This window comes from Synechococcus sp. MVIR-18-1, from assembly GCF_014279835.1.
Lineage (GTDB): Bacteria > Cyanobacteriota > Cyanobacteriia > PCC-6307 > Cyanobiaceae > Synechococcus_C.
In genome coordinates, this window is sequence record NZ_CP047942.1 from 973,218 (window position 1) to 997,267 (window position 24,050).

At 51.7% G+C, this 24,050-nt stretch carries 22 protein-coding genes; 6 read left to right on the forward strand and 16 right to left on the reverse strand.

Annotation, left to right across the window (positions count from 1 at the left end; translation table 11 throughout):
- Nucleotides 1-5: 5 nt before the first annotated feature.
- The 5 genes from SynMVIR181_RS05160 to SynMVIR181_RS05180 are packed head-to-tail and all read right to left on the reverse strand — an operon-like array spanning nt 6 to nt 9,617.
- Nucleotides 6-359, reverse strand: a complete 354-nt coding sequence (locus SynMVIR181_RS05160; protein ID WP_186590219.1) for a phosphomannose isomerase type II C-terminal cupin domain — start codon at nt 357-359, stop codon at nt 6-8.
- A complete protein-coding gene (locus SynMVIR181_RS05165) occupies nt 360-2,039 on the reverse strand; it encodes an ATP-dependent RecD-like DNA helicase (protein WP_186590220.1) in 1,680 nt (559 codons plus the stop codon). It lies immediately after the preceding gene.
- A complete protein-coding gene (locus SynMVIR181_RS05170; RefSeq protein WP_186590221.1) occupies nt 2,036-5,695 on the reverse strand; it encodes a UvrD-helicase domain-containing protein in 3,660 nt (1,219 codons plus the stop codon). Before SynMVIR181_RS05170 ends, SynMVIR181_RS05165 begins: the two co-directional genes overlap by 4 nt.
- Nucleotides 5,692-9,015 carry an exodeoxyribonuclease V subunit gamma gene (locus SynMVIR181_RS05175; RefSeq protein ID WP_186590222.1) on the reverse strand — a complete coding sequence of 1,108 codons (3,324 nt, stop codon included), beginning with the start codon at nt 9,013-9,015 and terminating at the stop codon, nt 5,692-5,694. Before SynMVIR181_RS05175 ends, SynMVIR181_RS05170 begins: the two co-directional genes overlap by 4 nt.
- Nucleotides 9,009-9,617 carry a metallophosphoesterase gene (locus SynMVIR181_RS05180; protein ID WP_186590223.1) on the reverse strand — a complete coding sequence of 203 codons (609 nt, stop codon included), beginning with the start codon at nt 9,615-9,617 and terminating at the stop codon, nt 9,009-9,011. Before SynMVIR181_RS05180 ends, SynMVIR181_RS05175 begins: the two co-directional genes overlap by 7 nt.
- A gap of 53 nt (nt 9,618-9,670) precedes the next feature.
- Between SynMVIR181_RS05180 and SynMVIR181_RS05185 the strand changes: the two genes are divergently transcribed.
- Nucleotides 9,671-9,958 carry a hypothetical protein gene (locus tag SynMVIR181_RS05185; protein WP_255444457.1) on the forward strand — a complete coding sequence of 96 codons (288 nt, stop codon included), beginning with the start codon at nt 9,671-9,673 and terminating at the stop codon, nt 9,956-9,958.
- Nucleotides 9,959-10,013: 55 nt separating this feature from the next.
- Here the strand turns inward: SynMVIR181_RS05185 and SynMVIR181_RS05190 are convergent, their stop codons facing one another.
- Nucleotides 10,014-10,403: a putative quinol monooxygenase gene (locus SynMVIR181_RS05190; protein ID WP_186590224.1), complete on the reverse strand. Its 390-nt coding sequence runs from the start codon at nt 10,401-10,403 to the stop codon at nt 10,014-10,016.
- Nucleotides 10,404-10,695: 292 nt separating this feature from the next.
- On the opposite strand from SynMVIR181_RS05190, the gene SynMVIR181_RS05195 reads away from it, so the two are divergent.
- A complete protein-coding gene (locus SynMVIR181_RS05195) occupies nt 10,696-11,550 on the forward strand; it encodes a bile acid:sodium symporter family protein (protein ID WP_186590225.1) in 855 nt (284 codons plus the stop codon).
- A 166-nt stretch (nt 11,551-11,716) separates the two neighbouring features.
- On the opposite strand, the gene SynMVIR181_RS05200 is transcribed toward SynMVIR181_RS05195, so the two are convergent.
- The 8 genes from SynMVIR181_RS05200 to SynMVIR181_RS05235 all read right to left on the reverse strand — a co-directional run bounded on the left by SynMVIR181_RS05200 (nt 11,717) and on the right by SynMVIR181_RS05235 (nt 19,282).
- Entirely contained in the window at nt 11,717-12,007 is a 291-nt protein-coding gene (locus tag SynMVIR181_RS05200; RefSeq protein WP_186590226.1) for a hypothetical protein, read from the reverse strand.
- A 160-nt stretch (nt 12,008-12,167) separates the two neighbouring features.
- Nucleotides 12,168-12,368 carry a hypothetical protein gene (locus SynMVIR181_RS05205; protein ID WP_186590227.1) on the reverse strand — a complete coding sequence of 67 codons (201 nt, stop codon included), beginning with the start codon at nt 12,366-12,368 and terminating at the stop codon, nt 12,168-12,170.
- 993 nt (nt 12,369-13,361) lie between these two features.
- Nucleotides 13,362-13,688: a hypothetical protein gene (locus SynMVIR181_RS05210; protein WP_186590228.1), complete on the reverse strand. Its 327-nt coding sequence runs from the start codon at nt 13,686-13,688 to the stop codon at nt 13,362-13,364.
- A gap of 1,035 nt (nt 13,689-14,723) precedes the next feature.
- Nucleotides 14,724-15,233 (reverse strand): hypothetical protein, encoded by a 510-nt coding sequence (locus tag SynMVIR181_RS05215; RefSeq protein WP_186590229.1) that lies wholly within the window; start codon nt 15,231-15,233, stop codon nt 14,724-14,726.
- Nucleotides 15,234-15,275: 42 nt separating this feature from the next.
- Nucleotides 15,276-15,785, reverse strand: a complete 510-nt coding sequence (locus SynMVIR181_RS05220) for a hypothetical protein (protein ID WP_186590230.1) — start codon at nt 15,783-15,785, stop codon at nt 15,276-15,278.
- 2,165 nt (nt 15,786-17,950) lie between these two features.
- Nucleotides 17,951-18,217: a hypothetical protein gene (locus tag SynMVIR181_RS05225; protein WP_186590231.1), complete on the reverse strand. Its 267-nt coding sequence runs from the start codon at nt 18,215-18,217 to the stop codon at nt 17,951-17,953.
- A 453-nt stretch (nt 18,218-18,670) separates the two neighbouring features.
- Complete coding sequence (locus SynMVIR181_RS05230) at nt 18,671-18,895, reverse strand: hypothetical protein (protein WP_186590232.1); 225 nt, start codon at nt 18,893-18,895, stop codon at nt 18,671-18,673.
- 48 nt (nt 18,896-18,943) lie between these two features.
- Nucleotides 18,944-19,282 (reverse strand): hypothetical protein, encoded by a 339-nt coding sequence (locus tag SynMVIR181_RS05235; RefSeq protein WP_186590233.1) that lies wholly within the window; start codon nt 19,280-19,282, stop codon nt 18,944-18,946.
- 344 nt (nt 19,283-19,626) lie between these two features.
- Here SynMVIR181_RS05235 and SynMVIR181_RS05240 point away from each other — a divergent pair, with 344 nt between their 5' ends.
- Complete coding sequence (locus SynMVIR181_RS05240; RefSeq protein ID WP_186590234.1) at nt 19,627-19,926, forward strand: DUF3303 domain-containing protein; 300 nt, start codon at nt 19,627-19,629, stop codon at nt 19,924-19,926.
- An 81-nt stretch (nt 19,927-20,007) separates the two neighbouring features.
- On the opposite strand, the gene SynMVIR181_RS05245 is transcribed toward SynMVIR181_RS05240, so the two are convergent.
- Nucleotides 20,008-20,397: a putative quinol monooxygenase gene (locus SynMVIR181_RS05245; protein ID WP_186590235.1), complete on the reverse strand. Its 390-nt coding sequence runs from the start codon at nt 20,395-20,397 to the stop codon at nt 20,008-20,010.
- A 192-nt stretch (nt 20,398-20,589) separates the two neighbouring features.
- Nucleotides 20,590-20,769 carry a hypothetical protein gene (locus SynMVIR181_RS13165; RefSeq protein ID WP_222929427.1) on the reverse strand — a complete coding sequence of 60 codons (180 nt, stop codon included), beginning with the start codon at nt 20,767-20,769 and terminating at the stop codon, nt 20,590-20,592.
- Between the two features lie 194 nt (nt 20,770-20,963).
- On the opposite strand from SynMVIR181_RS13165, the gene SynMVIR181_RS05250 reads away from it, so the two are divergent.
- From SynMVIR181_RS05250 to SynMVIR181_RS05260, 3 genes are all read left to right on the forward strand, one after another.
- On the forward strand, nt 20,964-22,112 hold the full coding sequence (locus tag SynMVIR181_RS05250; RefSeq protein WP_186590236.1) for a site-specific integrase: 1,149 nt from the start codon (nt 20,964-20,966) through the stop codon (nt 22,110-22,112).
- A gap of 58 nt (nt 22,113-22,170) precedes the next feature.
- Nucleotides 22,171-22,653 (forward strand): DUF1651 domain-containing protein, encoded by a 483-nt coding sequence (locus tag SynMVIR181_RS13265; protein ID WP_255444459.1) that lies wholly within the window; start codon nt 22,171-22,173, stop codon nt 22,651-22,653.
- Nucleotides 22,654-22,735: 82 nt separating this feature from the next.
- Nucleotides 22,736-23,836, forward strand: coding sequence for a carbamoyl-phosphate synthase (locus SynMVIR181_RS05260; protein ID WP_255444460.1), 1,101 nt, complete (start codon nt 22,736-22,738; stop codon nt 23,834-23,836).
- Nucleotides 23,837-24,050 lie beyond the last annotated feature (214 nt).

Here is a 24,050-nt window from a genome sequence, read left to right on the forward strand (position 1 = left end):
AAAATTTATGTTAACACTCTGCCGAAATCGTCCTCTAAGCGTTCGATATCGCTTTCCTCAAGGATCGAGCCATGTTGGACCTCAATGATCAGCAAGTCCCCCTCTCCTCCGAACGCGCGGTGGATGGCTCCCTTGGGGATATGCAACGTGTCTCCGGCTGAGACCTTCAACCATTGATCTTGGCAAAACAGCTCCCCGCTTCCTTGGGCCACCGTCCAGTTTTCGCTGCGATGTTGATGGCGTTGAAGGCTTAAACGTTGCCCTTGCCGAATCAGCAAACGCTTCAGCTTGTAACCCTGTCCACTGCCTAAATCCTCGTACCAACCCCAAGGACGGATCACTCTCTCGGACGCGCTCACCTACCCATTCCCGATTTTGCTTTGATCCTCAGGATGCCGAGATCCTGTGGTGCGGCTTAAAACCATCGCTGTTGGATCTGCAAATAAAAGCAGTTGCTGTTTAGCGCGGGTGATGGCCGTGTAAAGAAGCGAGCTGCTTTGGCGATCGTCGAGAGCAGGCCAGAGCAGCAGCACTTTGTCCATCTCACATCCCTGAGCTTTGTGAATGGTGAGTGCCAGAGCTGGCTCTAAGTGCCGAAGACGGGCTGGATGCAAAAGCGCATGCCGGCTTTCTCCAGAGGGGTCGCTGCTGAGAAAAAGAGCCCGTTGATGCGCCCCCTCTCCGACCATGACCCCTAGATCTCCATTGGCGAGTCCGAGTTCCGGCTGATTTTCACTGCAAAGCACTGGTAGACCCGACGGCCAGCGCTGCGGTTCAGCGCCATCAAGCAACCGTTGATGGACGGCATCAACACCCCATGGCCCGCGCCGACGCGGGCAGAGCACCATCAAGCCGTCAAGGATGTTCAGAAGGTCTTGGGCTTGTTGTTGATGGGGTTGTCCATGGGCGTTGATCTCTAAAGCGCTTGCCCTCTCCTTGAGATGGTCGAGATGCTCAATCAGTTCGGCGTGCACAGCCTCAGGAATCTGTTTGGTTTTGGGGCAAGCAACGCTGATGTTTGAGGTTTTAGGCAACGCGCTGAGTTGGGACCAGAACGGTCTCAGGCCTTGATCACGGAGTAGTGCACTCATCTGAGCAAGGGCACCTCGATTGCGATAAACCCTCGTGAGGGTGATGGCCCCATCGTTGAAGCGCCTGATTTGATCCGGTTCTTGGAGATGCTGCCAAACGGCTCCTGCACCAATCGGTGGCAGCTGAGCGCTGTCTCCCACCAGGACCAGTTGGCAATGGGGAGGTAGAGCACTCAACAGGGCACGGCCTAGCTCTAAGTCCACCATCGACATTTCATCGACGATGAGCAGGTCTACATGCAGTGGGTTGCGTCGATGACGGCCAAAGCCTCCAGGACGGGCCTCCAGCAATCGATGCAGCGTGGTGCAGGGCAAGGATGCGGTTTTTGGGTGGCTGCGAATCGCGTCTTGGAGCCGACGTGCGGCCTTGCCCGTAGGAGCGGCCAGCCTCGCCCGAAGCTTGGGTTGATGTTCAAGAGCGCGGAGCAGCATGTGCAACACCGTGCTGGTTTTACCGGTTCCAGGCCCGCCGCTGAGCAGAACCACGCCGTAGTGATCGATCGCACGGACAGCCGATCGCTGCTCCGGACTGAGATCGTTGTTCTTGGCTAGCTGGCTGGATGTGGCGCTGTGGGGTGTGGCATGGATTGGAGCCTGGAAACAGCGGCGCTGAAGTTCGCGTTCGAGCTCTTGCATGGCTCCATGCCAACGACGCCAGGACAGCGTGTTGTGGCTCAGAACCAAAACGGATTGATCACCGTCGAGCCATCCACTCGCCACCAAGGCTTCACGGTGAAGCTTCGGCCAGCCCTTACTTTCGATCCCCTCTGGAGCCTCCGCTTCATCGTGGAGTTGAAGGGAGATGTCACCTCGGCTAAGGGCAAGGGTGAGTGCATGCACAAGCTCGACCAGCGGTTCACTGCTTTGCTCCGGCGGATACCGCCGGAGCAGGGTTGCGAGCAATCCACGCTGCAGGGCAAAGAGAGCATCCGTCGCTGCCGATTTCATGACGACAGCCCCTCAAGCCATTGGTCTAGACGGCGGATTCGTGTCAAAGGTGCAGGTTCGATGACTACTCCAGAGCCTCCTGCAGGGCTGATGCCCCTTAAAAACACATAGGCATAGCCGCCGAGGTGGCGGTTCGGGTCGTAGCCGTCGAGCCTCCAGCGCAGGTAGCGATCCAGGGCCAAAAGGTAGAGATGGGCTTGGAGCGGATAGTGATGGGCGAGCATTTGCTCCTCCATCGCGGCTTGGCTGTAGTGGCGAGGGCCGCAGGCGATGCCACGGCCAGAGTCGTCCCGTTCGCCAATCCAATTGCTTTTCCAATCCGCTACCCACCACCGGGCTGTGGAGGGATCATCCCCATCGGTGAACACCAGATCGATCGATCCCGTCAGAAACCCGCGACTGCGAATGTCTAATTGGCGCAGGCTTTTTGCGTAGTTCTTCCCAAAACGATGGTCGCTGTCTGCTTCGAAGGCATGGGCTAAACCAGCGGAGCGCACTGGATCGCCTTGCTGGGCAACGGGCAGATCGAAGCTGAGTTCATGAAGACGACGTTTAGCGTCCAAATCGGACAACCTCAAGTGTTGGAGAGGGCCGCCTAGAGGTGCCATCAGCACGGTCTTGAGCGCTGAGATCACGGCATCGCCATGCTCGAGGTCAATTCCGGCTCGTCCAAGCTCTTCAGCCACCACCGCCTGATTGGCAGCTTGGTCTGCAGGGCCTTGAAAGCTCACCTTTTCAAGGATTCTGTGCAGACAATCGCCAGCTCCCGGACCTTTTGGGAACTCTGCAAGAGGACCATTCTGATCGGCTGAATCCACCTGGCTGCCAAGAGCTTCGGTGTCTGGCACGGCATCGGTGTTGGCTACGGCATCGATGTCGCGTCCCTCTTCGAGATTGCGTGGATCAATAGGAGCGGGCTTGTGATGTCCTTTTTGAGAGGAGATCCAGGCTGAGTAGCTACTCCGACCCCAGCTGCGGTCGAGGCTGCGTTGAGGAACGTCCGACAGCTGTAAGGTTTCGAGCCGCGGAGCTGGACGCCAGAACTGCAGGGATGTGTTCTTAGGTGGTAAGTGAAGACTCGTTAGGGGGTTGTCAAGCTTGGACAGCTCCGCAACCCAGCTGGCCAAGGGATTGGCATCCTGTCCAGCAGCGGCGACCCAAAACACTACGAGATGGCGCTCTGCGCGCGTTAAGGCCACGTAGGCCAGTCGTTCTGCTTCTGCTGCACTGTCGTGTTGGTCTCGTTCTGCAGCTTTGTGTCCTCGGTCCCAATGGGGGTTGAGCGCCACTTGCCAGGTCCCTTCTGGATCGTTGGGAGGGTTTCGCCAGAGAGGGCCTTTGCCATCAGCTGGTGCTTGCCACAAATAGGGGCAGATCACGACGGGGTACTGCAGGCCTTTGCTGCGGTGCACGGTGACAACAGCCACCGCGCTTTCCGCTAAATCGCTGTGGGGCTGCCTGATATCAGGGGTGGGTTCGATGGGTTGTAAGCGTTGTCGCCTCAGCCAATCTGCGGCGCTGCCCAGGTCGAGGCCTTGTCGATGCATGGCGTCTTGCACCAGTCGCGCACATTGCTGAATGTCGCCTAACAAACGCCCGCGGCTGGAGAGATCAGCAAGCATTCGGCCCTCGAGGAGTTGCGACAAGCAACCGAGCAAACCCAGGAAAGGGAGGTCGTCCTGCAGCTTGCGAAGTTGCCCTGCGAGTCGATCGAGATCACCGTTGGTTTCCGCGTCCTGCAACTGACGGCTTGTCCATTGCATCAAGGCAGAACAAGCCAGTCGCCGCAATCGTCCGCCATCGGCAGGGGTGGTGAGGGCGTCGAGAAGATGTTGCAGCTCCGTCGCGCCGGAGGTGCTGAGGACATCTCCAGGACTCACAAGCCGGCTGGGTAGTCCTCGTTGCGCGAGCTGCTCTCGCACCGCCTCAGCTTGTCGATGCCGGCTGACAAGAACGCATAGGTCTGATGGGGTTAGGGATGGATCGCTGTCCAGGAGGTGGAGGGCATGGCAAGCGACCACGGGCGGAATGGTCGATTCGAGTGCTGTGCGGGTGGGTGGTTCATCGGGGTCATCGGCCTGCAGATCGATGAGTTGGAGAGGCTGTTCACCGTCCGGGAGCTCCAAGGGAAGGGCGCTGGCACAGGGAGTGACAGCCGGCACCTTGAGGTTCGACAGGGTGAGGCCTGGAGCCATCCATTGGTTCATCGCCTCCATCAGGGACGGGGTTGTACGCCTGTTGTCGAGCAGGTTGTCGATTTGATCCGCTGCTTGTCGGGCTTGTTTGTAGGTGTTGAGATCTCCTCCTCGAAAGCGGTAGATCGCTTGCTTGGGATCACCCACCATCAGCAATAAATGGTCTGGCGTTGCGAAGCAGGCCTGGAGCAGGCGCCACTGCAGTGGATCCGTGTCTTGAAATTCGTCGATCAGAGCGACGCGATAACGCTGCTGAATCGGGGCCAGCCAGCGTTGCGGGTCAGCATCTGTCGCTTTGGGATCGAGGGCATCAAGTAAGCCAGAAAAGCTGATCACGCCCTGTTGCGCACGGCGGGCGGCCAGGGTGTGGAGTCCGTGCGTAAGCGCATGGCGCCAGACCTGCTCAGCTGGGCCATCCCACAGCGCTGCAATGGCTTTTTGCAGGGTTGGCTGGGGAAGGTTTGGATTGAGTTCGCTGCAGCGGCGGGCTGTTTTGCTGAAACATCCGGGATGGAAGTAGTCACCCAGTAAGCTCTGTTTGCGCACAGTGCCGTAACTGATACGTAACTGTTGCGTGCCAGTTAGCTGTAAGATCCAGGCGCTGAGTTCGCTAGCGCGATCTTTTTTTGGTTTCGGTGAGTAGGGCTTGGTATCGGTTTGGCCTTGGCTTCTCCAATCCGTTGCGCAGTTGCGAAAGGCTGTTTCTAATACGTGACCGTTGGTTGTCCATTGCGCTTCGAATTCTGTCCAGCTCGATTGGAGCCAGTGGTCAAAGCACTCGATCAGCGGACGCTCTTGATCGTGAGCTCCCTCAGTACCGGCGATCCGAACAGCGCAATCGCTGTCCAAGCGACTTAGGGCATGGCTTAACTGATCAGCGGAGAGGCCGGCATGCAACAGCCCTGATACGTCGTCGGCAGGCAGGGCCAGCACCTGGTGTTCCCAGTAGTCGTAAGCCACCTCTTGGCACAAATGCTGGCTGTCACTCTCAAGACATACCTCCATCGCTGTGCCGTTCTGAAGCGCTTGCCGGCGAAGACTGCGCCGGCAGAAGCCATGGATAGTGGTGATGTCGGCACGTTCAAGCCCTTCCAGTGCTTCCAGCAGGTTGCTGGCAAGCGTGCGACGGGTGTTGGGGTCTTGTCCATGGAGTGCCAGCCATTCTTCCAACACTGCATCGCGGGGTGGGGAGTCGCTTTGTGCGTTTGAGTCGTTGGCTTGGTGTTGGAGCAGGGCCTGTAAGGCGTCGTTGAGACGACGTCCAATCCGATCCCGCAATTCCGCAGCGGCGGCTTCTGTGAAGGTGACAACCAGAAGCTCTTTGAGGTTGAGCTTTCGCTCTGTCACCAGCCGCAAGACCAGGTGGGCTAAAGCAAAGGTTTTGCCCGTGCCAGCACTGGCTTCTAGGAGACGCACTCCGGCATTGAGGGGGTACTGATTGGGTTGAAAACGGCTGCTCATGGCCGTTGCGCCTCCAGCATCGGTGCATACAACACTTGAAAGGCGTCTTCAAAGCAGGCTTCGCTTAAAAAATGGCCCGCTTCGAAGTGGTCGCCAAAACAAAGCTGCATCTCTGGACGCTCCCGCTCTCCCATGCCTGCGAATCCCCCGTCCCAGCGGCTTTCAAACGCTCGGTTCGCTTGTTCCAGACTTTTGCTCAACGTGAGGGCTCTGGCCAATCCACTGGCAGGTGGGACCGGCCAGCAGGATTCAGCTCCTGCGATTGCGAGAGCATGGAGGGAAAAGAGCAGCTCCTGAGCTCGGTCTGGATCCAATGGCTGCCAGTGAAGGGCAAGCTCAAAGTGATCAGCTTTGCTGCTGCTGTTACATCGACAGATCACAGCCGTTGGCGTAGAGACTCCCGACGCTTGCTGGATGAGGTGGGTGAACCAGCCGCCAAGAGCGGTACGCGATTGAAGCCGACCTGCGCTGACCAAAACCGTGGTTGCCCCAGCCCTCAGAACGGTGCGTGACTCGGACTCGGAGCGGATCGATTCACAGTGCAAAGGGCCAAGTCGCAACAGGGTTTGTTGCAGGTTTTGCCAGCGCTGTTCGAGGCGATTGGCCGCCAGTAGGCCTGCCGCTCCAGGCGGAAGTATTCCTTGGCCTCGTAGCTGTGTGGTCCATTCCCCTGGAAGAGCCTGCTCCCAGATCAAGTTCGAATCGGTCGCCAGCCAGTCGAGCTGATTGAGAAAAGACTGGTTCAGAAGGAATTGACGCTCCCGCTCTTCGAGTTCGAGCGCTGAGAGATCTTCCACGGGGGTGGACCACTCCCGTGTGTCTAATCCCCGCGCTTTGAGCCAATAGCGCTGGGGAGCCTCAAGCCAGCGACTGACTGCGTCTAAATCAACGCCGTCTGAATCCAATCTGTTGGGGGTTGCATCTGGACCCCAGCTCAGGGGGTGGGCTAGGCCCAGGGAGTTGTCGCTCAGGCGATGGTGATCACGGCGGTGATCACGGCGATCGAGATTGCGCCTGGCGTCGAGGTGGTGACGATCAGAGCTGAAGGCTGAGCCGGAGCGATTGACGAGAAAATTGCGAGGATCCAAGGGATTCGCTGGTTGCTCCAACACCACGCGCTCGAACTGTTCGGGGGTGAGTTGCTCGTTGAGCAAGGTGAGCCATTGTTGAACCGGCGGCGCGGGGGGAAGCTCTTCGCCCTTGCGTTCATCACGTGCATTCCAACTGATCAGGAGATGTTGTCGCGCGGACATCAACGCCTCCAGCAGCACGTAACGGTCTTGATCTGTGCTCGATGGATCGCCGAGTCGGCGTTGCTGCTCCAGAAGGTGAAAGCCAGGGCGTTCCCGCTGACGTGGAAAGCCTTGCGAATCAAGCCCCATCAGCACGATCAGCCGATGGGGAATCGCCCGCATCGGCTCAAGAGCACTGATTGTGAGGGCACCACTGCGGTGTCCAAAGCGACCGCTATCGGCGGAGAGGGCCTCATCAAGAATCGAGACCACAACGGAGAGATCAAGGTCAAGAGTGCATGCAGAGGCCTGTTGCTGCATCGTGTCGAGTGCTTCGACGATCGCTTGTTGCTCCCAGGCCCAGTCCCCTCCATCGCCGTAGAGATGCTGGAGAAGCTGATTTAACTGCGTGGTCCAAGCGCTGGGACTGTGGGGTTGACGTAGGCGAATGATCCATTGCGCTAGTCCATCCAGGAGTGGCCACCATTGTTCGAGCTGCTGAATGGTGAGACCTCCTTGGAAGGGAGCACAGCCACCAGGAGCGAGACCTGGCTCGGCAGGCAGCACGAGGCCAAGCAGCCAGCGATCAAGACACCAGCTGAGGCTATGGGTGTCATCGCCTCCCCGCTCCTTGCCATCCACCCCCCAACGGAAGCCGGTCTGCTGGAGACACTGGGTGATGCGTACGGCATCTGTGGCCGTGATGCCTTGAAGCGCTTGAAGAGCTGGGTTCGCCAGAAGAGCCTCTAACCCGGATGCCGTGAAGCGCTCACTGGCCAGTCTCAAAAGGGCCATAAACCCTTGGCTCAGTCCTGGGGTGTTCTGTTGGCTTCGGTCGGTGAGTCGCCAGGGAATGCTGATCCCAGTGGCGTCATGATCACCGAAGACGGAGCTGAGGAGCGGGGCATAGCGCTCTACATCCGGCGTCATCACCAAGACATCGCGTGGTTCCAGGGTTGGATCAGAGGCCAGCCATTGCAGGATCTGATCGCGAACCAGTTGGACCTCGCGCCACGGACCTGCACAGGCCAAAAAGCGCAATGAGCTGTCGTGATCAACAGGGGTGAGAGGTGGTGCACTTCCATCCACCAACTGTTGTTGCACTTGTTCTAAGAGCGTGGCTGGCCGCTGTTCGGATGCAGCGATCTGAATCGGTGCGGCGAAGAGATCGCCCTGATCCCATTGGCCGAGCAAGCAGTCTCCGTTGCCTTCCAAAAGCAACTGAAACTCAGCCCCCATACGTCCCAAAATCGCCTCCAGTCTTGGCGATTCCAGGAGCCAGGGCCCATCGGGTGGGGTGTTCCACGCTTGTCCGAGGCTTCTTCGCCTTTGTTCGGAGCGTTGCCATAGATCTGGGCATGGCGTGAGTAGATAGAGCTCGACAGCCATCAGGCCTGAGAGGCCTTGCAGGAGTTCCACCTGCACCGGGGCGAGATTGCTGATGCCAAATAGGCGCAATCGAGGCGGTAGAGCGGCGGCCGAAACATCTCCTTCCCGCAGACGTTGAACGGCCTTGTGCACCTGAAGACCAAAGGGATCACAGGGGAGAAGTTCTGCAAGGGCGCGAACGAGCTGTGGTTGCCAGTACAAATGGGCCGGCAGATCAGCGTCTCCATGGCCCTCAATCCATTGGCTCAGTTCCTGTGGTCGGTAAAGGGCGTAGTCATCCACAGCATCGGCGAGGCAGCGCGCCAGTTGCCAATGATCACGATTGAGCCGTCCAGAAACGCTTGCGTGTTGTTCCCACCAGAGTTTCAGGCTTTCAGCGCTGGGGTGGTCGAGAAGAGCGGGGAGCACGTTTAAAACAGACCAAACCAGTCGTTCTGCGCGCCAAGGATCTTCAGTGGTTGGATCGAGATCCAAGATGCAGCGCACCAGCTGGCGTAAGCGCGATCCAGGAAAGGGAAAACGCACCAGAGCGCTAATGCCGTTGGCTTTGGCAAGCTGCTCGCCGAGCCATCGGCTTGTGGGCCAGGTATTGACGACAATTTCCAGCTCCTCAAACGGACCCGGTGGGTCAAGCGTCAGCGTTTGAGCCAGAAGCGTTGCCAGAAACTCTGTGCGATTGCTGCGGTAAACCGTTAACAACGATCTGCCTGCAGCGATGGAGCCGTCAGGTTTCGTGGAGCAGCTGTTGATTCCCGAACTCCCTCCACTTGCACAACAGCTGCAGTCTCTGGGCAGTACGCCGAGAGTTTTCCTCCGTACACCGCACCCGTATCCACCATCACGATCCGGCCATGACGCTCCACATCAGGTCGGGGGGTATGACCAATCACCACAAGTCCATGGCTTCCGTCGTAATGCTCCCAGAAGGGCTCACGAATGGTCAGGTCGGGATGACCGTTGGAATCAAATCCTGCATGGGTCGCTACCCAGCCGTGTCCCCAAAACACAGTAGGGAGATGTTGGAGACGCATGAGCCATGGGTTGGGACTGCTTCCTTCAGGTTCCTTGAGGGTTTGGAGTCGTGCCTGCTCATGATTTCCCCGCAGCCAAGTTGCCTGTCCAGCGGTGACCAAGGACCAAACCAACTGCATGGTGGACGCGGTATCAGGCCCGCGGTTGATGACATCTCCACAAAACACGACGTGATCATTCTTCGGCAAAACACCGAGTAGCCGCTGCAGTGGCTGATAACAACCATGCACGTCACCGATCACCCAGTGCTTTCCCGTGAGTGATGGCATGCCAAACAGCAGATGGCCTAATCACATTAATTCCCTTTACTTGTACGAATGCGATGCGTAAAAATGCTTACCCTTATGGCCCTTGTGAACTTGGTGTGGATCCACGATCATTGCCAGTGGCTCGTCGCGTGAGCTTGCTTGTGAACGCCCTTGATGGTGCCCAACGCACCAATGAGGCTCTTGCTGCCTGTGCCAATGGCGAAGAGATGCTTGATGTACTCCTCGGAGCATCGATGAAATTGAGGCTCGGCCTCACGCGTGAGCAGCTCCGTGACACTCCACCGATTCGAGATTGGGTCTGGTGGAAAAATAAGCAAGCGATTGTTACGATTGGGAATTAAAAATGGCTTGTTTTGTTATTTATTTAAAGTCTTGAAGCTGCCTTGTTATTTCTATTTAAACTCTGCTATATCCAAGCTTAGATTCATGAATTTTGAGTGGAAGTCCGAAAGACTCCATCAGTTTTCTGCAGTCATCTCCAACAGTTCCATAAACCTCGATGCTGAAGCCGTCACCAAGTTCAGCATGCTTTTGCAAATACTCCTGAACGGGAGGGTTGGAGACATGAGCCGCAAATGCCTCGTCATTGGCATAGACCTCTGACCACACAAACGCTTGTGGGTCTTGAGGATCTTGATCAAAGGTGTGATGAAGCATTCCAGGTTCGGAAGACTGAACGGCCACGTCAGTTATGCGGGCGAGTTCCAGATATTGATCGAGGCAATCCGCCTTGACGTGGATGCGTGCGAGAAGCATGAAGGGAGTGGATCGATCGAATGTTGCCATGGTGAGCAGTGAAGTTGGATGATTCTCTCAAACAGTACGTCTATCTTCTGTTCGGTTCAAACGCGTCTCTCTGATTCGCTTGAAAAGCATGTTGACTGTGATCATGGCTCTGTTGCATTGGCAGTCTTTGATTGATGCATTGACCGAGAGGCTTAGTTTGATGTTTGTTGCCTGAATCCCATGGCCTTTAACTCTAAGACTTTGATGATTTGGTAATATTTTTACTGAATGTGTGTTCGATATACGAGCCAGTGGATGGTTTATTGTTACGTGCTATGGAGCTTGTAGACTTGTGATCGAACTTCTTTTAACCGGAAGTCTCACTTTTATTATGTTTTCTTTGGGGTTATCACTGAAGCCGCAAGATTTTGGAGTTGCATTTCACCAGCCAAAAGCCTTGATTGCAGGAGCAATGGCTCAGCTTTTGATGCTTCCAGTGATTGCTTTTGCCTTGCTAAGGATCTTTGGTTTGCAAGGTGATTTTGCTCTTGGCATTATGATTTTGAGTTGCTATCCTGGAGGCATTACATCGAGTATTGTTACTAAACTATCTCGAGGAGATGTAGCTCTTTCAATCTCTTATACCGCACTCGCTAGCCTTGTGACGGCAGTGACTTTACCTCTTGTTTTGAGTTTAACAGCGCCTGTTCTTATCCCACAGCAAGATGTTGAATTATCAATAGTGCCCTTAAGTCTAAAAGTCTTTGCTTTAGCAACATTACCTGTTGTATTGGGAGTTTCTATTCGCCAGTGGAGCCCAAAACTGGCTGTTCGTTGGCAGTTGCCAAGCAGTCAATTGGCAAATGGTTTATTTGTTGCAGTTTTGATTGGAGTCTTGATTGGTCAGTGGGATGTCTTTATCGCTAATCTTCCACTCCTTGGACCCTTACTGCTGCTCCTCAATCTATTAATGCTTATCATCGGTTTAGTTGTTGGTCATTTGCTGAGATTAAAGAAATCTCAGATTACCTCGCTTTCTGTAGAGGCTGGTTTTCAGAATGGAACGATTGGTATTGTTGTTGGTTCACTGATCAGTGAACCGCTTATTCAAGGTGGATTAAGTCGTTTTAGTCTCCCCTCGGCTGTTTATAGTGTTTTGATGTTAGTAACGATTATTCCTTTCGTTCTTTGGAGAAGAAGTCTCTGACAAGTGATATCACTTTCTTTGTTTGTACTTGTTAGATCAAAAGTTTAATTGTTATTGCTTTTTTGATATTTGGCTGCAGGTCTGTGCAGCCTATTGGCTTAAAAGTAGATGCAAGGACACCTCTACTGAATGCAGTCTTCCTTGGAAAAGAAGTTTCTGTTTAGAGCTAATTTTTTTCGGTTATGACTTCCTGAACCACAACGGCTCCATCGCCTAAGGCTTCAACCATTTCTTCAACAAAATGGTCTGCATAGAACTTGATATTGTCTAGCTTTTCGGAGGGATTTTGATCGTTGGTGACCTCATCAATAGCTTCATCTGCTATTGCCTTTCTCATTTCATCCGTTGAAAGTAAGTGTCGAGCTTCATCGACGCTCATCAATGGGTTCTCAGTGGTCACGCTGAATGCATGAAAAGCCGTGAAGGTGAACCCGATGGTGTGTGTGTACTCAGCCATGACCTGCAGTTTGAACACTGATTAACCTCATTCTTGATGCCCGGGTGTCCGATTGCCTGTGTCGTGCTGATACACAAACGTTGGTTATTGAGGGTCAGTCCTTCCACGAACGAACGAAGTCTTTCGTTGACTTGCTCATTACCTTCTCCACATCCAGCCGTTAGCTCACGAAGTCTGCCTCTGAGGCTGCTTTCACCACTTCCAGGTCGTCAAAAGACGTAGGCTTCAAATGGTCGATGAAGTGAATACGAGCGGCATCCGATTTAATCCATTCATTGAGTTGTTCTCTACTCTGCAGCTCGGGGACATTTAAGTTCACCGTAATGGTGGCAAGCAGAGTTACCTTTTGCGAGTAGTCCATTCTTTAACTGTGAAAGTCGAATAAAGTACTACTTGTGCGAAGAGCAATCAAGTAATCTTTTAAATTGATTATAGTGTTAGGGGCTGGCTAAGCGGTTAATTGTAGGTTCTGTTTGCACTTTTTGAATCATTTTGCTTATTGCAGCGCTTTTAACGCATGTATTTTGCCTGTTAGGGTTTGATATTGACTTTTTTGTTGTCTAGGCGTCCTGTGCCTCAATGATTTTGCTGCAAGAATCTTCTTGCGTATCTATTTATTTGATATCTCTGATGTTCTTTAGGATGAGTATTTCGGATGATGGATGCCCGAGAATGTTGATCATCATTCTTGATTGTTGTGGTTGGTGATTCTGGTTAATTCAGTCTTCAGTACATTTATAAGATCAATCCCTGGGAAGGGGGGTATCGGGCCAGCGCGTCATTGGCCTAAGTCAACGTTGGCTACAGCGTTTGCTACCCCTAATGGCATGTGGACGAACGCTTCAGCGGCTTGGCCTGCACCTCCTGCTCGGGCGTTTGGTAACGGGCAATAAAAAACCCCGCTTGAGGCGGGGTTTTAGACGTGAACCCTAGAGCTCACTTGGTGTATGACAACCCGCGGTAGGTCAGTTGCGCCTTCTTGGTTGCATCAAAACCGGCACCTTGAAGTTGCACGTACTTTTTGCCGCGATAGGTCAGGGTCATTTGAGGTTCCTCAGAAATCCAGGTCCCCGTTCCGTGGCCTGGCGAGTCTGCGCCTCACAGATGTGAGGTGAACGTTGTGTAGCGGCTGCTACGAGTCATTCATAGCAACAACAACCGCCTTCTTGTTGTTCATCACGCTACAAACCTGCACTCAGTCTAGATTTTGTATCACCGATACACAGAAAATAAACGTTCCACTCGCGGCGGGGCTTGCTGTCAAAGTAACGTGTTCACCATTCACTCACGGCATAAAAGTTAGTCGTCAAAGTAGAAGTTTGTGGCTCTGGTCTTTGCAATACACCTTGAGTCGTCAGTTTGGAGATACTTTCAACCCAGACACTCGTCCGATACCGACCTGACCTTGTGAAGCTGCGTCTACCAGCTTTGTCAGCTCCTTGTCGTTCAGGGTTTGGCTTCCTTGCACCTTGAGAGTCGACCAGTCGAACCTCGGTGTCTTTGGAGCTGTGTTTTTGGCGTTCTCTATTAAAGCCTTTGCGACCGTCCTCGTGTCTTCTTCCTCTTTGTCACTCAGGAACACGACTTGAGCCAGTGTCGGCGTGTCCTTTTCGCCGTAAGCGAGGGTCACTAAGTAAAGAAAGAACTGTGTCTTTTCAGCACTATCAGTGGATTCGCTCATGGGTTTGTGGTCTTTGGTTTCAGTTTAAGTGATGGTCTTTTATTCTCAGCCGCCATTACCTGTTTGGTCTTTTCGTTTTCTTGAATTCCAGCACAACAGGATTGTTTGCGGGGCTCGTGAATTGTTCGCCGGAAGATTGATACGGTACAGATCCATATCCCCCCTATCAGGTGAATTTCTTTTTGGCTTTATCCTTCAACATGATTAAGCGCTCACTCCTTGCTGATGGCTGATCAGCGCTGCAGCAATGCAGGTCTTCTTTTGATAGGTCTGCTCTGTTGGTTGGCTTATCCTCTGGTGTCATCACTTTGATAGGTAGAAAGCGAGCTGTTGCCCTTCATGCACCTCTAATCGACAGTTCCGGCACAGGTAGGGGAATGAAGATCTGGCTGTCAAGACTGCACTACCAGTGATGGCAGCACCCTCTGATCGTGATGTCCCAAGGTACAAGAGGTGTGAGAGAGGCAGTAGGCGTGACCCCACCCACCAAAAACAAGCAACCACGCCTGAAGAGGTCTCTCCCTCACAGCTTAATCATAGACATGAAGTGCCATTTAGTCCTTTCCCTTCTTATCCCACCACCAGTGATGCCAGCAAACCAATGCACAAGCTGGGTTTGCAATTGGTTTGCTGGATGGCAGTAAAGCGGAAGTGAATGTTATTCCGGTACGCTTTTTTGCATCGTTAATCTCCAACGAATCAGGTATGGAAGTCTCTAGTACATCTCTGTTGATATGACTCTAAACCTGATCCAGTAGAAGATCGGTAGGCAACGCTGCACCCCGCCCAGCTAAGTAATTACATTGCGATAACAAATGCGCGTGTGAGCACGATCACAACATCGCTTGATATAAGAGATCACCCTATCTGTTGTTCTGGGAGACGGTGTGTTCATCAGGGGGAAGAAAATCCATCGATAAGATTTAGCCCTGCCACGAGCGGGGTTTTTTATTGCAACGGTGAATGCTTTCAGCTGTTTCCGCTTACTAATGACCATCGACACACAGCTGACAATGGCTCTGCTTCAATCGCCGCTTACTTGAGCAGACCCTTCACTCCAATCCAAAAGGTCATCACGGCTTTCTTCCCACCGTCCTGAATGACTGCCATCACTGGCACTTCACGTGGATAAGTCTCTCTTGCCTTGACTGTGAAACGAGCTATGTCACCAGCTCCAACTTCACCGTGTCCTCTGGTTTTAACGTCTTGTCGCCACTCGTCGTAGATGAGAGCGAAGTCTTCACCGTCTTCATCACTGGCTTGGTTTAGGCACTGGTCAAATGCCGCCTCAAACCCTTCAGCCTCAAAGACCTGAAGCCACTTCTGAATAAGCGGATGCTCCACATAGGAACAAACAGTCAGGTGGTTCCCGATGCCAGAGACCGGAATAACCAATGCTTTGCCGTCTTTGACAAGCACGCACGGACTCGATAGCGACCACTCGCTGGACGCATCGATTTGCTCAGCTGCTTGCCACAGTTCCAACTGGTGCTTCTCCACCAGCTCGTCCAGCCGCACGTTGGCGTACATGTCGTCCACATCCATGGGACCAGCGTACGGAGAGACGGCTATCGCTCAACACTCTTTTTATGTTGTAAGCCACTCAGACTTGACCTGAAACGTCAAAACCCCAACGTCGTCTCCCTCATCTCCCTCTGTGATGGCGACACAAGCCAAACAACCATCTTCAAAAGCTTCCCTCGACTTACTGGCGAACTTCGCAGCATCGTCATAAGACCAACAAGCCAGTCCTGTCTCGTCTCTTTCTTTCACGTAGGAGTCCCAAATCTCAGCGAACTCCTCACCGTCAGGACCATTGATGAGCTCATTTACGGCTTCCTCAGCTCCTACTTGCTTGTGCCTTGCCATAAAGACCCTCATCAATGGGTGGTCGATGACACGGGACGTGGTGATGACGCCAGTGACGCCACGAACCGTCGTCGCAATCACTCGCTTTGGGTTTTTCCGAGTGTCGATCACCATCACTGGACACCCCATATCCCAGCCATCTCTCATCTTCAGCTCTCTTGCTGACTGAGCCAGCTGGCCTTTCAGCTCATTGATGAGGGTGCTGACGAGAGTGGTCGAATCTGCCATCTGACAAGGTTACCTTTAACAGTTGGTGCCTTGTATGGAGCTATCTCAATCTCTTCCTAGCCATAACCAACCGGTCGGGACATGCCGAACATGATGATTATGGAGAGAACCAATCTTCTTACAAGTGCCAAGGCGTTGCTTTAGATTGCAATTATACTTGAATTAGTGTACTAAATCCGAATTCCAATCAGTGCCAATATCAACTTTGGCTTCAAAGCTTGAGTAGCTTGAGAAAATAAAATCTGAATCTGCTTCAATATTAATCAAAGCCTCTACAGCAAAGTTGTCGCCACCCGATAGATTGAAATTATTAATTATATCGTATGAATTATCAATTTGATCAAAGTTATCAAAAATAAATCAGCATCAAGATCGCCAGGCATAATATCTTGTCCTTATCCTGCTCGAGTCAATTCATTATCTTTTAGAAAGTCAGTGTAAAACATAAAAAGATAAACATCTAATGAATAATATTCAGTCAAGAGGGAATGCTGAGATGCTAGACACCCGACCGCTGGTAGTTTAGTAAAATTTCTTGAGTGCCATTGCAATCCAATTCTAGAAGGATTTTTGGTTCCTCGTTTTGAGATCTTCTGTGTTGTTAAATGCAGAAATCCTTATATCAAAGGAGAAACAGGAGGAGAACAATGAACGATGTTCCAATAAAGAATATTTTATCTGTGCCCTTATCAATGTCGAAAAGGTCGTATGGCTGTTGATTCATAGTGTTCCTTTGCTAAGGTCAGGAGATTCTAGTCCATTTGCTGGCTGGCTGTGTGCTATTTGTTCGATTTTATGTGTATTGAAGAGTGGAGAATTTATGAAAAATTCAGTAAATGATCATTGAAGCTCTTCCCTCTACCGCCGAAGGGATTAGTAGAACTGATACCAAGCTAAAATGAAGGATTTCAGTATCCCCACCACCAGTAGCGGGGTTTGTATTGCAGTGGGGAAGGCTTCAACAGTTGCGCCTATCAATCAAACTCATCACACTGATGGTGCTGGCTCTGCTGCACGAGCTACTGATGCCACTTTGTGGTCAAGCCTTACTCTTCTATATTCTTTATAATGTCGCAGAGTTCTCACAATGACTACCTATCGAATCATCCTTAATAAGATAACGGGAGAATCTCAAACCGAATGCACATCTGACTCATACGATGAGATTATGAAGCATTGGGAGGAAGAGAAGAATGAACAGGATAAGTTCTGCAAGTTTGACATGGAGTTAGTTCTTTATAGGGACGATGAAGTTATGGATGACTACGAAATTATTGATGCTCAACGAGAGTGGATAATCATTGACTAATACGTAAATCGGCTATGAAAACCATGAAGATGGAGGGAAATGTTTGTTGAACGACCTTGCTTTATCTTTTAAGTATTAGCGAGTTTCCATGAGTCAATCAACAAAGGACTTGAAGAGTTCAATCTAGTTGATGTTGAGAGAGACAAGCTTATAGGTTGGCAGTTGAGAGCGAGTCTTTAACCCATTTGGGGGTAAATCAGCAGAGAAGCCAACGCGAATGGGGGATTGTGATTCGCATCGTTTCAGAAATAGTGAGGAGGTCCAGGAGGGATGATCTCCACGCACGCCATATCAATTTTTCAAGCTAAACTACTAAATCACGCTGGCAAACTGGTCAATTCTTAACTTTAAGGAAGTAAAGGCTTCTTGTCATAAACTACTCTGCGTGAAAAGGAGCATCGTTTAAGACCGATGTAATTTCCTAATATCCTCTCTAGATATTCTTGATCAAAGCCATATGTAAGCTCTCCATACACTCTAAGATGAGTCATGATTTGTTCGGGAGTGATGATGCCGTCAGCTTCCATTTGACAGAGAGCATCAGAGATAAATAGTTGGCTCTTTTGGGCGGACTCTTGCATCGTATTCTAATGACGTTCGAGCCAATAATGATATGTCAGACTATGGGTTGTATTGTGACGATTAGAATTGGAGGCGGATTAATGCTCAAAAGCCTTAAAGAGTTGGTTTCTGAGTCACTCTCTGGTGATGTATAGAAAGCATTGACCTTGTAATGCAATGAAAAAACTTCGAGATGAGCCAAAAGTTCTTAAGAGTGAAAAACGTACATTCAAAAATATTAGTGATTTGTCTCACTGATCCCGGCTTGAGCGGTGTTTCTCATTGCAGCGGGGGACTAATCTTCCTCTTCTTCGTTAAGAGTTGCCAGGTACGGCTCACTTGCTCCTGGCTCATCGTTGTCCAGAACTAATGAACGGATCACATCGTCACTTTCAAATCCCATAAGCCCACGCTCAGGATCAATTGACTTCATCTCAGGATGGTCATTAACTAACTTCTTGTGATCTGTATATCTCTTCACGTAGTTAAATAATTTCTCGCCCAGGTGGAAAATCAAGGCCAGGTTTACAAGCACCAAAGCCAGAACGATCAATGTGTTCACAGGAACTTCGATCTTTTGCTCTAACTATACGAGAGCCTCTGGCGTCTGGATGTATCCATAAAGGCGGATACCACCCTTATTCCATCTGCTCCAGTGCCGACCTCACTCTCTCAAGATCAATCCCTCACCGAGCGAAGGTTTTGAATGCCCTCTGAATAGCAGCAAAGCTGAAGCTGCCTATTGCGTTAGACAAAAGAAAACCCCGCCAAAGGCAGGGTTTCTCGGCTTCTCCTTGGGCGTGTTGCCTTGTTTCCACTCCGTGAAGAAGCCCTCCTCACAGATGAATCATGCCTCAGAAATCTTGCTGAGCAATCCCCCACGTATCAGTTGGTTGACTGTTCTGCGGAATTTCATCAGCATGTGCTCGGTCAATTCCCTACAAGGTTTGACTCCTCACACCCCCCGAAGAAGGCTTAGTCGCCTTCTTTTTTTATGCCTTGGTTCGCTCTTAATTCAGGCTCCTCCCATCTCGGCTGCTCGTGAAAGTGGGGTAACCAGAGCTTTGCAGGTCTTGGTGAGGTGCTGCCCCTGCTGCAGCTGTTTTCGCCGGATGCTGCAGGCCAGCAGTGTTCTGCAGTGGGCATCCACGCCATAGGTGAAGTGATGGAAGGTTTGGCAGATCCGAGGTCCTTTCCAGCCCTCAAGCTCCAGCTCACCGACAAAGCTCCACTCCTCCATGCAGCGCCTTTTTAGTCCGCCTGTACTAACGCCGTGGAGATGCTGGGGTCAAGCTGCTGTTCGCTTCCTCTCGCTTGCAAGGCGCGTTCGCCTCAGCTCCAGTGCTGAATCTGAAATCGTCCTGATGATTTCCAATTCCCGCTTGCAGGCATGGCTGAATCCTTCGGCGATTTCATGTATTGGATCTGACTTCTCGTCCTCTTCGTATTTGCGGCTGATACTTGTTTGCTCTTCAAGCACCCACCAATTCCAGTATTCGTTTTGGTGCGGAGTTAGATCGTCAATCTCGAAGGAGAGTTGGGCATCAAGCAGGGGGGTCACCAACAGTGCTGACTTCTCAAGCTTTTGAATTGTCTCCGGGCTGAGGAACTCGCTTGGTTCGTTCATTCCTTCACCCAAGCGGCTGAGGCAGCTGGGCTCAACCCCTTATGGCGAGGCTTGCACGATCGGGATCATCGGCAAGTCCGCACATTTTCTTAGGACTTCAGATCACCGTGCATCCGCTGCTGCCTGTTGACCAGCCAGCACTCACCGTTGGACTTCTCCTTTTATCTGGCGTAATCGGGTTGCTGCTGCCTCATCAGTGTTTTTGGCTGGATTGCCCATTGCGTTGAGGCCTCTTCCCTCGAAAGGATGAGTTTTAGATCAACTGGGCAAGCCGGATGTTCGGATTAATACCACTGGTCTTTGGCTGTGTAAGCGAGTATTGAGAAATTTCTGAACGCTTTTAAATGGCACGTTTCATGATCCAGTGGTGCGCTCCCGATCCCACCAGCGATGACTACACCAAGGCGATTGTGGATTACATCAAGGGCGGCAAGCCAATGGATGAATTTGCCGGTTTTAAGTTGCTGGCGCGTCAGATCCATCCCCAAACCGGAGGAGGTGTGCTCCTAGTGGAAGCCGACAACCTTGCAGCAGTGCAGAAGCACACCTATCCCTGGACCAAAGGGCTCGGCGTCACGGCGACGATCACGCCTGGTCTCAGCGATGAGGAGTTTGTCGAGCTTGAGGAAAGAATGACCAGCTGACAACCACACCGCGTTGGTGCAAGCAATCGACGCCCCGAATCTCGTCCCGGATTCAGTGATAGTGGAATTGATCTTGATTTTTTAAACCCTGCTGTAACCAAGCATGGTGGGGTAGATCTTCAGTGGAAGGCCGAAGGACTCCATCAGCTTTTTGCACTCATCACCAACAGTGCCGTAAACCTCGATGCTGAACCCATCTCCTAATTCAGCATGTTTCTGCAAGTACTCCTGGACTGGAGGGTTGGACACGTGAGCGGCAAATGCTTGGTCATTTGCGTAGACCTCTGACCAAACAAATGCCTGTGGGTCTTCCGGATCCTGATCAAAGGTGTGATGCATCATTCCAGGCTCGGAAGCTTGAACAGCAGCGTCAGTCACACGGGCCAGCTCCAGATACCTGTCCACGCATCCCGGCTTCACATGGATCCGGGCCAACAGCATGAAGGGAGTGGTTTGATCGAACGTCGCCATTTTGAACCTTGGATTTTGGCAATCATCACAAGGCGCCCCGACGTTTCTGTTCTTTATGTAGCCAAACAGCCCGCCCTGTCAAAAAGGAAGGCTTAGGGCTCAGCGCTGAAAAATATTGTCTGGAATAGATGCAGTATCAAAATTCTCAGGCTTTGCCTCGCTCAGTAGAAGGAGACCACGCAGCTACATCCCTCAATGACCGCAGCGGATGATTCCTGCCTCTAGATCAAGCATGGATTTCATGCCATTGAGGTGATGTCGTTTGGTTTTGGTAGGACAGTGACACTGCCGCTCCTCCTTCTTTTTCGAGCAATAAAAAAGCCGCCCTGGGGAGGCGGCAACTGAGCCCGTCAATGCAGACGTCTCGGGCATCGGGGTGACAGGATTCGAACCTGCGACATCCTGCTCCCAAAGCGGTTGCTCACCCTAGTAGGCAAGGGCTTTTGAAATATAGATCTCAGTCATAGACAGCATTCAGTGTTGCCTTCTGTCATCTGGTGTTATCTGCTGCTTGACGTTTTGCACACATCTTGCACACAATTGGAGAGCAGGATGTCGCTAAGCAGTTGCCACGCATCAGTCAAATTGAGCCTTGGGTGAAGCCCTTTAGGGACCAGATAAAGGTGTCTTGTGGTCCTGGTTGGAAGGTCCTGAATAGTCGTGGAACGATGCGACTTCAGGTCGTTGATGTGGGGTCAGTGATGCTCCCTTACGAGTGGACGCTGAAAGGATCAACGCAAGCCTTGCCTCGTATTCAGCAGATCTTTAAGCGTTGGGATGGTGGGCGCATCACCCTTACTGCTGCATCGCAAGTCGCCAACACAAGCAGTTCACATCAGAAACTCGATTTCACTCAGTTAGTTGATGCTTTTCAGAAGTTCGTTCCTTATGCAGGCGAGAAAACGTGGAAAGAGAATTACGTGCCTGTTCTCCGCAACTGCCGCGAGCAATTCAAAGACCGACCCCCAGTGGACGGTGAAGCTCTTTGTATGGCAGCACTGGCGCAATGGGAACAGGGCACAAGGATGCGACAAATCAGCCGCAGAGTCCTTTCCAAGTTCTTGGATTGGGCGGTGCAAAGGGGTCACCTAAAACCCATTTACAGCCCACCTGCTCGTTTGCCTGAAACGTTGAAGCCAAAGCGGGTTGGGTTCCCACTCAGCGATGCACAAATCCTTTCCTTGATTGAATCAATCCCTGACCCTCGCTGGCAGTTTGCTATTCAATTGCTTGCGGTTTTTGGGTTGCGTCCTGAAGAGTTGCGTTGGTTGCGAATCAAGGATGGTGCTCTTTGGTGCATCTATGAAAAATCAATGGGTGGCATCAAAGGTCAGAAAACAGAACCGCGTCGCTTGCATCCGTTGTTTGTCCGTGATGTTGACGGCACGGCTGTTGATTGGAAGCTTCAGGCTCGTCTTCAAATCGGTGAAGAATTGCCTCCCCTAAGAACTGAAGGAAAAGGTGCTCAAGCTGTCACCTCATATCTGCGAAGACGTAAAACCTGGATGGCAATGATTGAGGAGGCAGACCATGCAGGTGAACAGCTCACGACTTATTCATTCAGGCATCGCTACGCCAAAGAAAGCCATACCAAGAACCTTCCTGTCGCCAACATCGCTGAGGCAATGGGACACACGATGGAAGTCCATCTCAAGAACTACGGCAGGTTCAAACCATCAGGAACAGGAAACCTTTATGCAGAGGTGAACGTTTAGCGAGGAATGGAATGAATAATTTCTAGAAAACCCTTCTCACGGCAGCTCTTGCATGGGCATGCATCGTCATCCCAAACATCGCTTGGTAAGACTTAGGCAGGAGTCTCCTATGGGGTCTGTCCTATGTCCTGCCGCCAGCTTTTGTTGGTCCACCTGTCCTACTAGTTGCTGCTTTCTGGGTGGCTCTGTTTGCTTGGGCGATATGGCGGCTTTGGAAGACGAACGGCTAAAAGAACAGTCTCAACCCAATGGGGAATCTCGCCAAACTTCTCTGATGTGGCAGCAGCAGCCTGATTACGCCAGATACAAAGAGAAGTCCAACGGTGAAGGCTGGCTGGTCAACAGACAGGAAGGGATGCTCCTTCAGATCAAGCCCGATACACCAACGCAACATGCTCAGTTCGTTTTGGTGAGCTATTACCGCTTGTCAGCTCGCATTGGGAAACCCATCAGGCAGCAAAGGATGCTCAGGCATCTAGGCATCGAGATGTGGATCAACTTGCAGAAGATCGGTTGGCAACGCTGCACGCCGCCCAATTGACTTCTTGCAAAGCTGAAACTGCCTACTGCAACGGGCATCTGCCATCAAAGCAAGTCATTCTGCGCTCAATAGATCCTTATCAATGCAGAGTTCCTTGCGGCTGTCGTTATCGCTGAGTGGTGTTGCTGCACTGGCACTCTCTAACGGCGCTGTGTTGTCTGCTGCTGCTCAAGACGTTGGCGGCGCAGAAGACCTCGGGGTGATGGAGATCAACCTCAAGGATGCAGTCAAGTTCAACTGGGGTTTTCAAGGCGCACTACAAGGAGCAGGCACGCCAAATCAAACAGGTATTGGTGGGTTCCTTCCGATAGCTGTAGGCGAGAACAGTGTGTTCTTTGCTGATGTTCTGCTCAATGCGAACTTTGCTGATTACGGCGGTAATAGCAGCATCGTCAATACAGAAGTTGCTGGTACAACAATCAGCACCTCGTCAAGGCTTGGGTATCGCTGGCTGAATAGTGACCGCAGCTGGATGTATGGCGTGAACGGCGGCTATGACAGCAGGCCGATGAATACAGGCAATGCTGAAACAGGTGTCACGCTCTACGACAAGGAAAGTGCTTTCTTTCAGCAGATCGCAGCAGGTTTAGAAGCAGTCTCTGATACCTGGAACTTCAATGCTTATGCCTTGATCCCAGTTGGTGATACAGAGCAGCGCCTCAATGCGCGTTATTTCGGTGGGGCACTTGATACCTATGGCCTTGATGTTGGTTATTTCATCACACCAGATCTCAATGCCTCAATTGGTTACTACTACCAAAGCGGTGATCTAGGAACAGCAGATGGTTCAGGCGTTCAGGTCGAGCTGGATTATCAGATCGCCTATGGATTAACTGCTGGTATCAATGTTTCCTATGACGAAGCTTTTGAAACCAGAGTTTCAGGCAACATTGAGTATCGCTTTGGTAGCAATAGTTCAGCTGCAGAAACCAAGAAAAAAGCATGGCAAAAGCCAACCATTCAAGCCTTATCTGAAAGCGTTAAAAACAGGAATGTTCGCGTTCATGATGCAACAGATCCACAGAATAGCTGCAAGATATTTAATCCGCTCGACGGCCGTCCTGTCGCAACATTTTTCGGGAGCCAATACAAGGCAACACTCACGGCGGGCACGGCGGGAAAGAGGCGTAGGTGGCACTGTAACCCAGGTAACCCAGGCAATGGCGGCTGGGAACCCGCTTGAGTACAAGCCCATCTAGGATCTAATATCTCATCAAAACTCGCTTAAAAGCAGCTAATTGATGGTTCAATACCTGGCACGATTTAGCAGAAATTAGATAAAACGAGATCGCTAAAATAAGGGTGTCAGCTAGGGACATTGCAGCCCGCCACGAGCGGGTTTTTTATTGTCTAAATACTTATCGCAAAGCTGTAACTGCCTACTGCAGCGGGCAGCA

Excerpts from the sequence above, each read along its gene's own strand:
- SynMVIR181_RS05165 (WP_186590220.1), bottom strand. The coding sequence starts at position 2,039 with ATGAAATCGGCAGCGACGGATGCTCTCTTTGCCCTGCAGCGTGGATTG.
- SynMVIR181_RS05170 (WP_186590221.1), bottom strand. The coding sequence starts at position 5,695 with ATGAGCAGCCGTTTTCAACCCAATCAGTACCCCCTCAATGCCGGAGTG.
- SynMVIR181_RS05180 (WP_186590223.1), bottom strand. The coding sequence starts at position 9,617 with ATGCCATCACTCACGGGAAAGCACTGGGTGATCGGTGACGTGCATGGT.
- SynMVIR181_RS05185 (WP_255444457.1), top strand. The coding sequence starts at position 9,671 with ATGCGTAAAAATGCTTACCCTTATGGCCCTTGTGAACTTGGTGTGGAT.
- SynMVIR181_RS05190 (WP_186590224.1), bottom strand. The coding sequence starts at position 10,403 with ATGGCAACATTCGATCGATCCACTCCCTTCATGCTTCTCGCACGCATC.
- SynMVIR181_RS05200 (WP_186590226.1), bottom strand. The coding sequence starts at position 12,007 with ATGGCTGAGTACACACACACCATCGGGTTCACCTTCACGGCTTTTCAT.
- SynMVIR181_RS05205 (WP_186590227.1), bottom strand. The coding sequence starts at position 12,368 with ATGGACTACTCGCAAAAGGTAACTCTGCTTGCCACCATTACGGTGAAC.
- SynMVIR181_RS05210 (WP_186590228.1), bottom strand. The coding sequence starts at position 13,688 with ATGAGCGAATCCACTGATAGTGCTGAAAAGACACAGTTCTTTCTTTAC.
- SynMVIR181_RS05215 (WP_186590229.1), bottom strand. The coding sequence starts at position 15,233 with ATGGATGTGGACGACATGTACGCCAACGTGCGGCTGGACGAGCTGGTG.
- SynMVIR181_RS05220 (WP_186590230.1), bottom strand. The coding sequence starts at position 15,785 with ATGGCAGATTCGACCACTCTCGTCAGCACCCTCATCAATGAGCTGAAA.
- SynMVIR181_RS05230 (WP_186590232.1), bottom strand. The coding sequence starts at position 18,895 with ATGGAGGAGTGGAGCTTTGTCGGTGAGCTGGAGCTTGAGGGCTGGAAA.
- SynMVIR181_RS05235 (WP_186590233.1), bottom strand. The coding sequence starts at position 19,282 with ATGAACGAACCAAGCGAGTTCCTCAGCCCGGAGACAATTCAAAAGCTT.
- SynMVIR181_RS05240 (WP_186590234.1), top strand. The coding sequence starts at position 19,627 with ATGGCACGTTTCATGATCCAGTGGTGCGCTCCCGATCCCACCAGCGAT.
- SynMVIR181_RS05245 (WP_186590235.1), bottom strand. The coding sequence starts at position 20,397 with ATGGCGACGTTCGATCAAACCACTCCCTTCATGCTGTTGGCCCGGATC.
- SynMVIR181_RS13165 (WP_222929427.1), bottom strand. The coding sequence starts at position 20,769 with ATGCCCGAGACGTCTGCATTGACGGGCTCAGTTGCCGCCTCCCCAGGG.
- SynMVIR181_RS13265 (WP_255444459.1), top strand. The coding sequence starts at position 22,171 with ATGCATCGTCATCCCAAACATCGCTTGGTAAGACTTAGGCAGGAGTCT.
- SynMVIR181_RS05260 (WP_255444460.1), top strand. The coding sequence starts at position 22,736 with ATGCAGAGTTCCTTGCGGCTGTCGTTATCGCTGAGTGGTGTTGCTGCA.